Here is a 14,266-nt window from a genome sequence, read left to right as displayed (position 1 = left end):
GTCAGAAAAATAACCGCGGGAAGGCGGAGTCGATTAGCGAGGAGAGCGCAATGGATGTGGAATCCGATATCACCGAACTCAGGAAAAACTACAAGAAAGACTGGCGCTTTCGTCTTGCGCTGATCGGCACCGGGCTCGCGCTGGTGGTGGTGGTGCTCGGCGCGTTTACCCGCCTGTCTCACGCCGGGCTCGGTTGTCCGGACTGGCCCGGATGTTATGGTCATCTCATGTGGCCGACAGCAAGCCATGAAATTGAAGCCGCGAATCAGGCTTTTCCCCACGCGCCGGTAGAAACCGACAAAACCTGGCCAGAAATGGTGCATCGCTATTTTGCCGGCACGCTGATGTTGCTGGTGGTTGGGCTTACTTACCTGTTCTGGCGCCGCCGCGGCCACCGCGGTTTTTATCAGAGCCACATCCTGTTGAGCATTATCCTGATGCAGGCGGCATTCGGTATGTGGACGGTTACACTCAAACTCTGGCCACAGGTCGTTACCGCGCACCTGCTGGGTGGAATGACGACTCTGGCAGTGCTGTGGATGTTGGCGGAAAGGCTTCGCTACCGTCGGCGACTGATACCACCACGCGAATTTACCGCGTTGCAGAAACTCCGCCCGTTGGCTGTGGCCGCCGTAGTCGCTGTTGCCCTGCAAATCGCCCTCGGCGGCTGGACCAGTTCCAACTATGCGGCACTGGCTTGCCCGGATTTTCCCACCTGCCACAATCAATGGTGGCCGGCGGCTGACTTCAGCCAGGGTTTCAATATTGCTCAACAGATAGGCCCGAATTACCTCGGTGGCGCGCTGGAAAGCGATGCCCGCACCGCGATCCATATCACTCACCGCATCGGTGCCATCATTGTCAGCTTGTTGGTATGCCTGGTGGCCTTGCGTGCATGGCAGGCGGGCTCGCCGCGATGGGCGCAGGGACTGCTCGCGGTGCTGGGGCTGCAGGTGGCATTGGGCGTTGCCAACGTAATGCTGTCACTACCACTGCCGATAGCCGTAGCCCACAACGCCGGCGCAGCGTTGTTGTTATTGAGTCTGCTGACGTTTTGTTACCGCATCAACACGGTGCAACCAGCAATAAAAAATTACCCCTAGAAAATCGCCAAATGGAATTTGGGAAAAATAATAAGCACAACGAGGTGTCATCATGAGTACACAGGCAGTCAGTGTTCAACGTGCCGGCTGGCGCGACTACTACGAGCTCACCAAGCCGCGGGTGGTGATGCTGATGATCCTCACCTCGGTGATCGGTATGCTGCTCGCGGTGCCGGGCATGGTGCCGCTGGATATTCTGTTGCTGGGTAATCTCGGTATCGCCCTTTGTGCCGGCTCCGCGGCCGCAGTGAATCACCTGGTTGACCGCCACATCGATATCAAAATGGCCCGAACCACCAACCGTCCCGTTGCCCGTGGCCGAGTTGAACCGCAAAAGGCTCTGTTGTTTGCACTGGTCCTTGGCTGTATCGGCATGGCCATTCTCATCGCATTCGTGAATGTGCTGACCGCCTGGCTCACCCTGTTTTCGCTGCTGGGGTATGCCGTGGTGTACACCATGTTTTTAAAGCGCGCCACCCCGCAAAATATCGTAATCGGTGGTCTCGCCGGTGCCGCGCCCCCGTTGCTCGGCTGGGTTGCCGTCACCGGGGACATTCACGGCCATGGGCTATTGCTGGCGCTGATCATTTTTGCCTGGACGCCGCCGCACTTCTGGGCGCTGGCGGTGCACCGCCGGGATGATTATGCCAAGGCAGAAATTCCCATGCTGCCGATTACTCACGGGGTGCAGTACACCAAGATCCATATCCTGCTGTATACCATTATCCTGTTTGCCGTCAGCCTGTTGCCGTTTGCCACGGCCATGCTCGGCTGGTTGTATCTGCTCGGTGCAGTGGTGCTCGGTATCGGCTTCCTGTACTGGGCGGTGGAAATGTTGCGCGATAGGAATCCCAAGGCGGGGATGGAGACCTTCAAGTACTCCATCGTTTACCTGATGGCGCTTTTCTGCGTCATGCTGCTGGATCACTACCTGGTCGCGCTGCCGACCAGCGGAGTGTGACAATGGGCGAAAACGTACAACACTCCCGCGAGCAGAAGCGCGGTATTTTTATCACCGTCGCGGTGATGGTGCTGTTTATGCTGGCGGTGCTTGCAGGCTTCCTGCACAAGATGGGGCAGCCGCGGGTGATTACGGATTCGGAACTGCGTGCCAATGGTGCTATCAAGCTGGAACGCCCGCGGATCCTGGATGAATTTGAGCTGCTTGCAGACACGGGCGATGTGTTCAAGACAACGCAAATGACGGGCCGCTGGACGCTGGTGTTTTTCGGTTTTACACATTGTCCGGATGTGTGTCCCACGACCCTGGCGACGCTGAGCAGTTTTTACCAGACCCTGGATGAAGACACGCGCAAAGATACGGAAATATTGCTGGTATCGGTTGATCCTCAACGGGACCAGCCGCAACAGTTGCACGACTATGTGCGCTACTTTAATCCGCAGTTCTCCGCCGTCACCGGTGAATTTCTCAACCTCAAGCGCTTTGCTAATCAGCTGAATGTGCCGTTCAGCAAGGTGCCCCTGGAAGATGGTAATTACACCGTCGATCACGGCTCGCAAGTAGTGCTGATCAATCCCCGCGGTCACTACCACGGCTTCTTCAAAGCTCCTCTCGATCCCGCAAAAATGAAACTGACTTATCGTTCGATGCGTGCGACCTTCAACGGCTAGAAAAGAAATTTCTGGTCGTTTTATGGATGCAGGTCTCACCGCGGGCAAGCAACTCTGAAATCAACCATCACTGGCGCTAAGATGGTGTATGCGATCAATTCAATGACGAAAATGGAATTTCTATGTTTTCGCTTAACGTCCAGCAGGGCGCGCCGGTAATTCGCACGGCGGAGCCTTTCGACAACAAAAGCCTGTGGCTGCCCGCCGCCTTCCTGTGTCTGCTCGCCATTCCCTTCGGTTGGGTTGGCGTATTTGCGCCCGCCATCTGGCTGGGATTGGTGGCGATTGAAAATACCGCGCGCTGGAAAAAAGCGGTGAGCTTTTTCATCACCGGTCTTTTGATGCTGGTGGTCAACAGCGGTGTGGTTCCCGAAAACGCGCACATTACTGCATTGCCACCTTACAGTGATGCCGATGGCAATGTGATTTACGCGAGCTTCCGCCCGGCAAAGGCGGTAATCGCCCTGACCATCGTGTTGTTCATGCTGATGCGGCCACAGCCACTAAAGCGCGCGGACCTGCCGTTGATGTTGGCGGTCATCGCCGTGCCGATTGTGGCCGGCGCCATCCTGATCGGCGTCGATCTCAAGCTCAATGCCACTATTGCCATTGCCGCACTGATCAACCTGCTGGTGGTGTGCATTGCCGAAGAGGGATTTTTCCGCTGGGTGTTGCAGCGCGGGCTGGATACCTGCCTGAAAAAATGGAAATGGGTGGGCATGCTCATGGTTGCGGCAGTATTCACCAGCCTGCATACCAGCTGGGCCGCGTCACCATCCCTGCTGGCGCTGGTTGGTATCGCGGGCCTGGGGTACGCACTGGTATGGCAGCTACGTGGAAGCTTCTGGGCCTGCGTGCTTACCCACTGGGGAGTGAACCTGCTGCACATGACGCTGCTGAAATATCCCGGTTGATTCCGGGACATTGAGGCCGGGGATCAGGCCGCCTCGCGGTGAAAAAACTGTCCCAGTAAAAACAGGATACCCGCTGCCAGCACTATGGACGGACCCGCCGGGCTGTCCCAGATCACCGAGGAGGCGAGACCGAGCAGTACCGATACGCAGCCGATCAATGAGGCGAAGCCGGCCATTTGTTCAGGTGTGGAGGAAATCCGCCGTGCGGTGGCCGCGGGAATGATCAGCAGCGCGGTGATCAGCAGCACACCCACTACTTTCATCGCAATCGCAATCAGCAGTGCCAGCATCAGCATCAGCGCCAGGCGCACGCGCTCGATTTTCACACCTTCCACCGCCGCCAGTTCTTCGTGCAGGGTAAACGCCAGCAATTTCGGCCACAGTCGCCACAGCAACAGGGCGATCACCAACGCAGCGGCCGCCATCAGGATCAGGTCACGGCCGGAGACCGCGAGCAGGTCTCCGAGCAGCAGTGACAGCAGATCCACATTGATGTTCAGCAGGCTCACGGTAACGATACCCAGCGCGAGCATGGAGTGGGAGAGAATACCCAGCAGGGTATCCACCGACAGATTCTGGTGGCGGTGGAAGTACACCAGCAGTAGTGCCAGCAGGCAGCTGGTGGCACCCACTGCGAGGGTGGGCTGTATATGCAGAACAAAGCCCAGGGTTACACCGAGCAGCGCGGAATGGGCGAGGGTATCGCCGAAATAGGCCATGCGCCGCCACACGGCGAAGCAGCCCAGTGGTCCGCTGACCAGGGCGACCAGCAATCCGGCGGCGAGGGCGAACCAGAGAAACTGGCTGTGCAACAGCTGGGAAAATTCGTTCACGGTGCGTCCTGATCCAGTTTGTCTGCAGTGCTGTGTGAGGTGTGATGGTGCCCGTGAGAATGGTCGTGATCATGTCCATGGTTACAGCCACCGTCATCCACCACCTCGCCGCTCAGGTCGTGGTGGTGATTGTGCTGGTGGGTATACAGCGCGAGTTTGTCGCCGAACATCTCCAGATACACCGGATCCTTGCTCACCTGTTCCGGGTGGCCGTGACAGCAGATGTGCTGGTTCACGCACAGCACCCGGTCGGTAGCGGCCATCACCAGGTGCAGGTCGTGGGAGACCAGCAGCACACCGCAGTGCAGTTCGTCGCGCAGCTGCGCAATTAATTGGTACACCTCGCTTTGGCCGCCGACATCCACGCCCTGGGTGGGCTCATCCAGCACCAGTAGCTGTGGTTTGCGCGCGGCGGCCCGCGCCAGCAGTACCCGCTGCATCTCGCCACCGGAGAGATCCGCAAGGCGCGCGCCCGCCAGTTGCGCTGCGCCCACCCGCGCGAGGGCGTCCGCGACCTTTACCCCATCGATCCCCAGTTGCAGGAAGCGGCCCACGGTCATCGGCATAGTGGCGTCAATCTGCAGCCGCTGGGGCATGTAGCCAAGGCGCAGACCGGGGCGACGCTCCACCGTACCGGAAGTGGGCTTGGTCAGGCCCAGCAGCAGGCGCAACAGGGTGGTTTTGCCGGCGCCGTTGGGGCCGATGACAGTGACGATTTCCGCCGGCTGCAGCTCCAGGGAAATATCCCGCAGCAGCTGCCGACCGGCGATTTCCAAGCCGATATTGTGGGCGCGGATAAGCGGTGCGGATGCGCTCAGGGGAGACTCCAGATCGGGTGAACGTTTAAAAAGGATGGGTGAATTCGGCTGGCGAGTGTAAGCCGGGTGTGATTATATCGCACTATTTTTCGCCAACCCGGGCCCACTGCCCGGCGTCGAACCGGGTAGTCATGTTGAAGTTTTTGTCGCCGCGATCATTCAAGAACACCGTCGCCATCCGCCTGTCTTTCATTGTGCTTGGGGTGGTCCTGCAGGCCTGTGGCAAGCCGGAATCTACCCAGCCGGCAGGCAGCGACGAGATTGTGGTAAGCATCGGCCCACTGGCACTGATCACCCGTGAGATTGTGGGCGAAGACATTCCGGTGCGGCAGTTGGTGCAGGGGGGGGATCCCCACCACTACGCTCCCAAGGTTACCGATCGCATGGCGATGGAAAAGGCGCAGCTGGTGATCTGGATGGGACCGGCGATGGAGTCGGTACTGGCGCGGCAGATGTCGCTGTTGCCGCCGGCGCGCCAGTTGGGGCTGCTGGCAGCGGGTGGCTACGAATTCGACGGCGCGGATCAGGACGACCCCCACCTGTGGCTACGCCCGCGCAATGCGGCGGTGATGGCCGCGCATATCGCTAGCCGCCTTGCCCAACTGAATCCGGCACAGGCGGATGCCTACCGCGAGCGCGCGCGGGATTTCTCTCGCGCCATGGCCAACCTGCAGAAGGTGCAGGACCGCGCGCTGTGGGCCTATCGCGACACGCCCATCGTCTCCACCCACAAGGCCTACGCACAGTTCTTTGGCCCGGCCGGGGTAAAAGTAGAGAGCCTTGGCGGTTCCGCCAGCCACCAGCACGGCGCGCGCGCCATGCTGGAAAAGCACGGAGCGCTGCCGGCGGATAACGGCGACACGGAAGAGGGTGACGCGGTGCGCGGCTGCCTGTTCGGTGAAGTTCCCGCCAATGATCGCGACCGCCAGACTGCGGCGAATCTCAATTTGGGTTACCAGGCCCTCGACCCCCTGGGCTCAACCCTGCCAGCGGGTGCTAACTTTCGCCAGCTGATGGAGCAACTGCTGGCGGATGCGCGCCAGTGCCTGGGTAAGGTTCCTGATCACAGCCGGTGATCGCGCTGCGAATCAGGACGGCTCCTGCTGCGACTGTTCGCCTTCGGATTTCCGCGCCGGCTGCACCTCGCCGGCTTTCTGTTCCAGCCTGAGCGGTTGTTCGAGCTTGACCGGCTCGGTCTCCACGCCCACTGGTGCCAGTTGTTGCTGCTGTTCCGCTGGCGTCTCCTCCGCTAGGGTTTCCTTGTTTGAGGTGACACCTTCGAGACGCAGCGCTTGCAGTCGTTTACGCTGGGCTTCACGCAACAGTTGCAGCAGCTCCTCGCGGTATTGCTCGGCCTGCTTCGCAGCGAGCTTTTCGCTATCCGAGGCTCGCTCCGCAACCTGCGGCGTGGGATAGCCGATGACTTCCACATGCTCCATAGCTTGATCTTCGGCCCGTGCGCCGGCGGCCATAACCGCAGCCAGCGACACCGCGGGGTAAAGGCGGGGTTTCATTGTGATTACCTCTGTGCGATATCCCTGATACAAGCCTAGAAGCTCGTGGGTAGAGGTTGGTGCCAGTGCGGTGACCGGCGCGCTGGTGGCGGCGGAGCGAGCGCAAAATGCCGATCGCGGGTATCCTGTCGCCCAGCAACGCTAAACCAATCTCAAGCAACTCACCCGCAACCGAATTCCCCGATTCCCTATGAGTAATGACAAAAGCACCACCGCGCCGCTGATCCTGGTGGACGGTTCTTCCTATCTCTACCGCGCCTTCCACGCCCTGCCGCCGCTCGCCACCAGCAAGGGCCAGCCCACCGGCGCCGTGCGCGGTGTGATTTCCATGCTGCGCAAGCACCTGAAGGAGCATCCGGATAGTCCGGTAGTGGTGGTGTTTGATGCCAAGGGCAAGACCTTCCGCGACGAGCTGTTCGAGCACTACAAGTCCCACCGCCCGCCGATGCCCGACGACCTGCGTGCGCAGATCCAGCCGATCCACGACATCATCGACGCCATGGGCCTGCCGCGGTTGGTCATCGACGGTGTAGAGGCGGACGATGTGATCGGCACCCTTGCTCTACAGGGCGCGGAGCACGGGATGGAAGTGATCATCTCCACCGGTGACAAGGACATGGCCCAGCTGGTGCGTCCCGGGGTGACCCTGGTAAACACCATGTCCAACACCGTGCTCGATGTGGACGGCGTAAAAGAAAAATTTGGCGTGGGCCCGGAGCTCATCATCGACTTCCTCGCGCTGATGGGCGACAAGGTGGACAACATCCCCGGTGTGCCCGGTGTCGGCGAAAAAACCGCGCTGGCGCTGCTGCAGAACCTGGGCAGCCTGAAAGATATCTACGCGAACCTGGATGCGATCGCGCCGCTGGGCTTCCGCGGTTCAAAAACCCTCGCGAAAAAAATGGAGGAGCACAAGGACGCGGCCGATATGTCCTACGTGCTCGCCACCATCAAGACCGATGTGGACATGGACTACCGCCCGGAAGCGCTGGCCAATGGCGAGCCGGACACGGACAAGCTGCGCGAGCTGTTTACCGAGCTGGAATTCCGCGGTTGGGTGGACGAGCTGGGCAGCGGGAGCGACGGCGGCGAGTCGGCGGCAGAAGTGCTGGCGGTAGAGCGCAACTACAGCGTGATCACCGACGAACAGGAGCTGGATCGCTGGCTGGCAAAGCTGAAGAAGGCCGAGCTGTTCGCGTTTGATACCGAAACCACCAGCCTGAATTACATGCAGGCGAAACTGGTTGGGGTGAGCTTCGCGGTGGAAGCGGGCGAGGCGGCCTACCTGCCGCTCGCGCACGACTATATGGGCGCGCCGGCACAGGTTGATTTCGACGCCGCACTGGCCAAGCTGAAGCCGATTCTGGAAGATGCGCAATACAAAAAAGTCGGGCAGAACCTCAAGTACGACAGCCATATTCTGGCGAATTACGCGATCGAGCTGCGCGGCATTGCCTGGGACACTATGCTCGAATCCTACGTGCTGAACAGCACCGCCGGCCGCCACGATATGGACAGCCTGGCCCAGCAGTATCTCAATGAGACCACGATCAAGTTCGAGGACATCGCCGGCAAGGGCGCCAAGCAGCTCACCTTCAACCAGATCGAACTGGAAAAGGCCGGCCCCTATGCGGCGGAAGATGCGGACATCACCCTGCGCCTGCACCAGGAGCTGAGTGACCGCCTGGCCAAAGAGCCGAGCCTGGAGAAAGTCCTCGAGGAAATCGAGATGCCGCTGGTACCAGTGCTCACGCGCATCGAGCGCAACGGAGCCTACATCGATGCGGCCATGCTGAAAAAACAGTCGGTGGAGCTGGAGCAGAAAATGCGTGAGCTGGAAAAGCTGGCGTATGAGGAAGCGGGTGAGGAGTTCAATCTGGGCTCGACCAAGCAGCTCGGCACCATCCTGTTCGAAAAACTGCAGATCCCGGTGATCAAGAAAACCCCGAAAGGGGCGCCCTCAACCGCGGAACCGGTGCTGCAGGAACTGGCGTTGTCCCACAAGCTGCCGGCGCTGATCATGCAGTACCGCGGCATGGCCAAGCTGAAAAACACCTACACCGACAAGCTTCCGCTGATGATCGACCCGGCTACCGGCCGCGTGCACACCTCCTATCACCAGGCCGTGGCCGCCACCGGGCGCCTGTCGTCGTCGGACCCGAACCTGCAGAACATTCCCATCCGCACCGAAGAGGGCCGCCGTATCCGCCAGGCATTCGTGGCCGATCCAACGATCAACGGTGGCAGTGTGATTGTGGCCGCAGACTATTCGCAGATTGAGCTGCGTATCATGGCGCACCTGTCGGGCGACAAGGGCTTGCTGGATGCGTTTGCCGAGGGGGCCGACATTCACCGTGCCACCGCGGCGGAGGTGTTCGAAGTACCTGTGGACGAAGTCAGCGATGAGCAGCGCCGCCGCGCCAAGGCAATCAACTTTGGTCTGATCTACGGCATGAGCGCCTTCGGTCTCGCCAAGCAGCTGGATATCCCGCGCGCGGATGCGCAGACTTACATCGATCGCTATTTCGCGCGCTACCCCGGTGTGCTCGCGTATATGGAAAACACCCGCAAGCAGGCGGCAGACAAAGGTTATGTCGAGACCCTGTTTGGCCGCCGCCTGTACCTGCCGGAGATCAACTCGCGCAACGCGATGCAGCGTCAGGCCGCCGAGCGCACCGCTATCAATGCGCCCATGCAGGGCACCGCAGCGGACATCATCAAGCGCGCGATGATCGCGGTGGATGCCTGGTTGCGGGAAGAAAAACTCAAGACCCGCTTGATCATGCAAGTACACGACGAACTGGTGCTGGAAGTACCGGCGGACGAGCGCGAGCGGGTGGTGAAGCGGATTCCGGAGTTGATGCAGGGGGCCGCGCAACTGGATGTGCCTCTGATTGCCGATCTGGGAGAGGGGGCGAACTGGGACGAGGCGCACTGAATCTGGACCGGTGGCGGTGTCGCCACCGGTTTTTACTCGCTCGCCTGGCGAAAAAATTTTTAAATTTTTTTCGTCTTTTTTCAAAGTTGGCGGAACTACCCGAAAAAGGGGCTCTCTAAGAAGCAGATCGTTGGATTGCAACATCATCCCCAAAGCTTAGTCAGAAGCCCCTCGCCCCGAGACTACCCCCATCGGGGCTTTTTTTTTGCCTGAATTTTGCACAGCGGCCACTGCGTGTGACTATTAATTGCACGGGCGCAGGGGTTTTTCTCCGCCTGCGAGGAATAAAGTCTCAGAACGGAAATAATTTGCCCCCGATTGGGGTGATTGTGGGATACAGTTCCGGCATCCGAAGCGGCGAAAAAAGTGGGGAACCTTCGCCGCCGAGCTTAGTCTTTGTACTGAAGGAAGTGCATCGGATGCAGTGGAATTTGGGTGAGAACCCAAGGATGCGCCCGTCCCCCTGGGCGCATTCCCCAGGTGCCCATCCCCAAGGGCACTGACCCCTAGCCGGCAGCTGCAATCTGCCGGCTTTTTTTTGCCCGTCGTTCCGACAGGTCAATCCGCCCCCCGTGTTAGCCGGCAGCTTCCGGGTCACATCGTCTTCCCGCTCAGTGCCGGGAAATCGGGCGCTCAATTTCAGTTTAGTAGAAATCTGGCGGCGCAAGCTTCCTGCATGCAGATCTGCCGGCAGGCGCCGGCGTCCCCGAGCGCCTACTCTGATTCCTTGTCCGCACCGGATTCGTCGCTCTCACCCCCTGCCGCTGGCAGGGCCAGCCACTGGTTAAGGCGCTGCTCGAGCTTTTCCAGCCCCTGGCGTTTGGGGGCGGAGAAGGTCTGCACCGTAACATTGGTGAAGAGATTCAGGGCTTTGAGCTCTTTCTCCACGGCAAAACGGGCGTTGTTGGCGGGGCCGTTTTTGAGCTTGTCCGCCTTGGTCAGCAGGATATGCGCCGGTAATCCGGATGTGACCGCCCAATTCAGCATTTGCAGGTCGAATTCCTTCAGTGGCTGGCGGATATCCATCAGCAACACCAAGCCCTTGAGGCAGCGACGCTGCTCCAGGTAGAAGGCCAGGTGGCGCTGCCACTCGTCCTTCATGGTGCGGGTGACCTTGGCGTAGCCGTAGCCCGGTAGGTCCACCAGCCGCTGGTACTCTCCCAGTGAGAAGAAATTGATCAGCTGGGTGCGCCCCGGGGTTTTCGAGGTGCGCGCCAGCTTGCCGTTGTTGGTAAGCGCATTGATGGCGCTGGACTTGCCGGCGTTGGAGCGCCCGGCAAAGGCCACTTCGGCACCGGAATCTTCCGGGCACTCGGTGAGGGTGGGCGCGCTGGTGAGGAATTGCGCGCGGCGATAATTGATTTGTTCTGGATTGGATTCAGACATGAGTCTTCCCGGTACACTCAGATGGCGCGCAAGTATATAATGCCGCGGTTTTATCGTCGCTGATGGCTGCCGGGCGTATGGTTGCTGCCAGCAACGAAGATCGGATGCAAAACTTCAGCGCGCAACAGGACGACGTATGAACAGCATTATAAAGAAGGCCGCTCTGGCTTTGGGGATGGTGGCATTTGCCCAGGTTGGGTACGCTGCCGGTGACGCCGCTGCGGGGCAGGGTAAGGCTGCCGTATGTGCTGCCTGCCACGGTGCGGATGGCAACAGCCCGGCACCAGCCTTTCCGAAACTCGCCGGTCTCGGTGAAAAATACCTGCTTAAGCAGATACACGACATCAAGAGTGGTGCCCGCAAGGTGCCGCAGATGGCCGGTTTGCTGGACAACATGAGTGACCAGGACATGGCGGATGTGGCGGCCTTCTTTGCCTCCCAGAATATCCAGCTGTCCGGCTCCGAAGCGTTCTCCGTGATGCTGAACAACGGCGACAACGTCGACGGCTTGGCGCTGGGTCGCAAGGTGTTCCGCGCCGGCAACAGCACCACCAACGTGCCCGCGTGCATGGGGTGTCACTCCCCGACCGGTCGCGGCAATGCCCCCGCCGGCTATCCGCGTCTGTCCGGTCAGTATGCCGAGTATGTGGAAGCTCAGCTGAAAGCATTCCGCGAAGGCACCCGTGCCAACGACGGCGACAACCGCATCATGCGCAGCGTGGCCAAGCAGTTGTCCGATGCTGAGATCAAGGCGGTTGCCAACTACGTCGCCGGTCTGACCGAGTAATCGGTAGCCGAACAACGCGTAAAGGCCGGTCAATGACCGGCCTTGTCGTTTGCGGGCGCCGGGTTGCACCGCATCCGCGGAACTTCAATAATCCGCGGGGTCTATATTCAGGCTGGCGTCAGCTAACCAGGCCGATAATGCCCGCCGTAAACAGAATAAAAGTTTGGAGTAAGTACCTATGAGAGCCGTTGTCGCCCTTTTTACTATGCTGCTGAGCCTCGCGGCCTGCGCCCAGGACACCCCGGGAAAATTCGCCGCTGGTGAGTACTACGAAGTATTGCCGCAGGCCGTGGCCCAGGATGACAAAAGCAAGGTCGAAGTGACCGAGCTCTTCTGGTACGGCTGTGGTCACTGCTACCACTTTGAGGCGCCGCTGAAAAAATGGACAAAAGAGATGCCCGCCGACGTGGCGCTGGTGAAAATCCCGGCCATCTGGCAGCCGGTGATGGAGATCCACGCGCGCCTGTTCTACGTGGCGGACGCCATGGGTGTGCTGGACAAGATGCACGACCCGATCTTCGGTGCCATCGCCCAGCAGCGCAAGATGTTTGCCAACCGCGACGGCCGCGATTGGGTGGCGGACGATGCGGCGATCGCCGAGCTGTTCGATAAGAACGGCGCCGACGGTGCCAAGGCCGTGAAGCTGATGAACTCCTTCGCCATCAACAGCAAGATCAAGCAGGGCCAGGCGAAGCAGCGCGCCTACAAACTCTCCGGCACTCCGGAGATGGTAGTGGCAGGCAAATACCGCGTGAGCAGCTCCCTGCCCGGTTACAAGGGCAAGGCCGAAGCCCAGCAGTTGATGCTGGAAGTGGTGGACTACCTGGTCGAGAAAGAGCGCGCCGAAAAGGGCTGATCGCTCCGGATACAAAAAACCCCGCCTCGCGCGGGGTTTTTTGTATCCGCTTACCCGCTATCACCCGCTGACCTGGCGCAGCCACTGCTACGCTGAAACCGGGTACCGTCAAAAATTCCGCCAGCTTTGGTTCCGCGCCTTTACGCATGACCCGATACCGCCCGTTTTACACCATCGCCCTGTTACTCTCCCTGTGGACCTGGGTTGCCCCCGCGTGGTCCCAGCAACAGCTCCCGGACAAGAAAAGTGAACAGGACATCGCCGCAAAGGCAGTGAGCCTGCTGTCTTTCGTCGCGGTCGACTACCCGGAGTCGGTGGACGACAGTGTCGTGCGCGACCGCAAGCTGTACCGTCAGCAGCAGAGCAACGTCGAGGTCGCCAGCGCGCTGCTGCGGCAACTACCGGACAGGCCCGGTCGCGCCCAGCTGCAGGACAGCCTCAAGGAGCTCGCCCGACTGATCGCCGATCGCGCCGCCCCGGATCTGGTACGCCGGCGGGCCAACACCGCCGCCGACCGCTTTGCCGCGCTCTACCAGTTGCCGCGCTCGCCCGCGGAATCGCTGCCGTCTGGGGAAGAGGCGCAGGCGCTGTATCAGGACCGCTGCAGCCATTGCCACGGCGAGCGCGGTAGCGCAGCGCAACCGGAGCGGCGCCTGGACGACCCGGTGCGCATGGCAAACCTCAGTCTCTACGATTTCTACAATGTGCTGGAACCCACCCGCAACGACGCCCACAACAGCGCCGTCGACAGTGACCTCAGCAGCCGCCAGCGCTGGGCCCTCGCCATTTTGGTGGCGGGCTTCAGCGCCCCGGAAATCGCCCCCGCGCCGCAGCTGGCTGAAAAATACCCGGCACTGGTGGGTCTCCCGGGCATTGCCGTGCTGCGCCCAGCGGAACTGCCGCAGGAAGCGCGCGACGCAATTCTGTGGTGGCGCGCCCACCCTGCGGAAACGCGCCACCTGCAGCACCCTCTGGCGCGCGCCGCCGGTCTTTTGTACCTGGCGCAGAACGCCTACCGCGGCGGCGACATCGCCAGCACCTACCACCAGTTGATGCTGGGGTTGCGCGAGGGTTATCTCGAATCCCGCCCACAGCTGGCGCAGAGCAACCCCGCGCTGGCCGCGCAGTTGGACCAGCAGTGGCAGGAACTGCGGGTGGCCATCCTCGATCAGGCTCCCACCAACGAGGTAATCGAAAAATTCCAGCGCCTGCAGGGCAATGTGGTGCGCGCCCGCGAGCAGCTGCAACCCACCTCCGGTGGCGGCATCTACGGATGGGGCGCACTACTGTTTATCGCCGCGCTCGCGCTTGGCGCAGCGCTCTGGTACCGGCTCCGCCGTCGGCGCGTCGGCAGCGCTTAGTGTGACTTGGCGCGGAAACAAAGAAATTTGTCGTTTCCGCTGCCACTGTTGAGATTTACGACTAGGCTTTTAATTAGGTTGTGCAAATAACCGCCAGTCGTAGAACCCAACAGAGAAGAGTGCC

General features: G+C 60.5%; 13 protein-coding genes. 9 read left to right on the top strand and 4 right to left on the bottom strand.

Annotated elements, in window-relative coordinates; translation table 11 throughout:
* Positions 1 to 50: 50 nt before the first annotated feature.
* From R5R33_RS09260 to R5R33_RS09245, 4 genes are all read left to right on the top strand, one after another.
* Positions 51 to 1,103 carry a COX15/CtaA family protein gene (locus R5R33_RS09260; RefSeq protein WP_318952415.1) on the top strand — a complete coding sequence of 351 codons (1,053 nt, stop codon included), beginning with the start codon at positions 51 to 53 and terminating at the stop codon, positions 1,101 to 1,103.
* Positions 1,104 to 1,155: 52 nt separating this feature from the next.
* Positions 1,156 to 2,064: a heme o synthase gene (cyoE, locus tag R5R33_RS09255; RefSeq protein WP_318952414.1), complete on the top strand. Its 909-nt coding sequence runs from the start codon at positions 1,156 to 1,158 to the stop codon at positions 2,062 to 2,064.
* Between the two features lie 2 nt (positions 2,065 to 2,066).
* A complete protein-coding gene (locus R5R33_RS09250; protein WP_318952413.1) occupies positions 2,067 to 2,735 on the top strand; it encodes an SCO family protein in 669 nt (222 codons plus the stop codon).
* Between the two features lie 122 nt (positions 2,736 to 2,857).
* Positions 2,858 to 3,649, top strand: a complete 792-nt coding sequence (locus tag R5R33_RS09245) for a CPBP family intramembrane glutamic endopeptidase (protein WP_318952412.1) — start codon at positions 2,858 to 2,860, stop codon at positions 3,647 to 3,649.
* 23 nt (positions 3,650 to 3,672) lie between these two features.
* Here R5R33_RS09245 and R5R33_RS09240 read toward each other — a convergent pair whose 3' ends face one another.
* Both R5R33_RS09240 and znuC read right to left on the bottom strand, forming a co-directional pair.
* The gene (locus tag R5R33_RS09240) at positions 3,673 to 4,482 is read right to left on the bottom strand and encodes an iron chelate uptake ABC transporter family permease subunit (protein ID WP_318952411.1); all 810 of its coding nucleotides are present in this window, start codon (positions 4,480 to 4,482) and stop codon (positions 3,673 to 3,675) included.
* A complete protein-coding gene (znuC, locus tag R5R33_RS09235; protein WP_318955716.1) occupies positions 4,479 to 5,300 on the bottom strand; it encodes a zinc ABC transporter ATP-binding protein ZnuC in 822 nt (273 codons plus the stop codon). Before znuC ends, R5R33_RS09240 begins: the two co-directional genes overlap by 4 nt.
* Positions 5,301 to 5,431: 131 nt before the next feature.
* On the opposite strand from znuC, the gene R5R33_RS09230 reads away from it, so the two are divergent.
* On the top strand, positions 5,432 to 6,376 hold the full coding sequence (locus R5R33_RS09230) for a metal ABC transporter substrate-binding protein (protein WP_318952410.1): 945 nt from the start codon (positions 5,432 to 5,434) through the stop codon (positions 6,374 to 6,376).
* A gap of 12 nt (positions 6,377 to 6,388) precedes the next feature.
* On the opposite strand, the gene R5R33_RS09225 is transcribed toward R5R33_RS09230, so the two are convergent.
* The gene (locus R5R33_RS09225) at positions 6,389 to 6,814 is read right to left on the bottom strand and encodes a hypothetical protein (RefSeq protein ID WP_318952409.1); all 426 of its coding nucleotides are present in this window, start codon (positions 6,812 to 6,814) and stop codon (positions 6,389 to 6,391) included.
* 190 nt (positions 6,815 to 7,004) lie between these two features.
* Between R5R33_RS09225 and polA the strand changes: the two genes are divergently transcribed.
* The gene (gene polA / locus R5R33_RS09220; protein WP_318952408.1) at positions 7,005 to 9,752 is read left to right on the top strand and encodes a DNA polymerase I; all 2,748 of its coding nucleotides are present in this window, start codon (positions 7,005 to 7,007) and stop codon (positions 9,750 to 9,752) included.
* A 714-nt stretch (positions 9,753 to 10,466) separates the two neighbouring features.
* Here polA and yihA read toward each other — a convergent pair.
* Positions 10,467 to 11,138 carry a ribosome biogenesis GTP-binding protein YihA/YsxC gene (gene yihA, locus R5R33_RS09215; protein WP_318952407.1) on the bottom strand — a complete coding sequence of 224 codons (672 nt, stop codon included), beginning with the start codon at positions 11,136 to 11,138 and terminating at the stop codon, positions 10,467 to 10,469.
* Between the two features lie 136 nt (positions 11,139 to 11,274).
* On the opposite strand from yihA, the gene R5R33_RS09210 reads away from it, so the two are divergent.
* From R5R33_RS09210 to R5R33_RS09200, 3 genes are all read left to right on the top strand, one after another.
* Positions 11,275 to 11,925: a c-type cytochrome gene (locus R5R33_RS09210; protein ID WP_318952406.1), complete on the top strand. Its 651-nt coding sequence runs from the start codon at positions 11,275 to 11,277 to the stop codon at positions 11,923 to 11,925.
* A gap of 178 nt (positions 11,926 to 12,103) precedes the next feature.
* Positions 12,104 to 12,781, top strand: coding sequence for a thiol:disulfide interchange protein DsbA/DsbL (locus R5R33_RS09205; RefSeq protein ID WP_318952405.1), 678 nt, complete (start codon positions 12,104 to 12,106; stop codon positions 12,779 to 12,781).
* Positions 12,782 to 12,927: 146 nt separating this feature from the next.
* The gene (locus R5R33_RS09200) at positions 12,928 to 14,142 is read left to right on the top strand and encodes a hypothetical protein (protein ID WP_318952404.1); all 1,215 of its coding nucleotides are present in this window, start codon (positions 12,928 to 12,930) and stop codon (positions 14,140 to 14,142) included.
* Positions 14,143 to 14,266: the final 124 nt, after the last annotated feature.

Origin of the sequence: Microbulbifer pacificus, from assembly GCF_033723955.1 — a bacterium.
In the GTDB taxonomy this organism is placed as follows: domain Bacteria; phylum Pseudomonadota; class Gammaproteobacteria; order Pseudomonadales; family Cellvibrionaceae; genus Microbulbifer; species Microbulbifer pacificus.
Note: the sequence above shows the minus strand (reverse complement) of the source record. Positions and strands in the feature narration are given on the sequence as shown.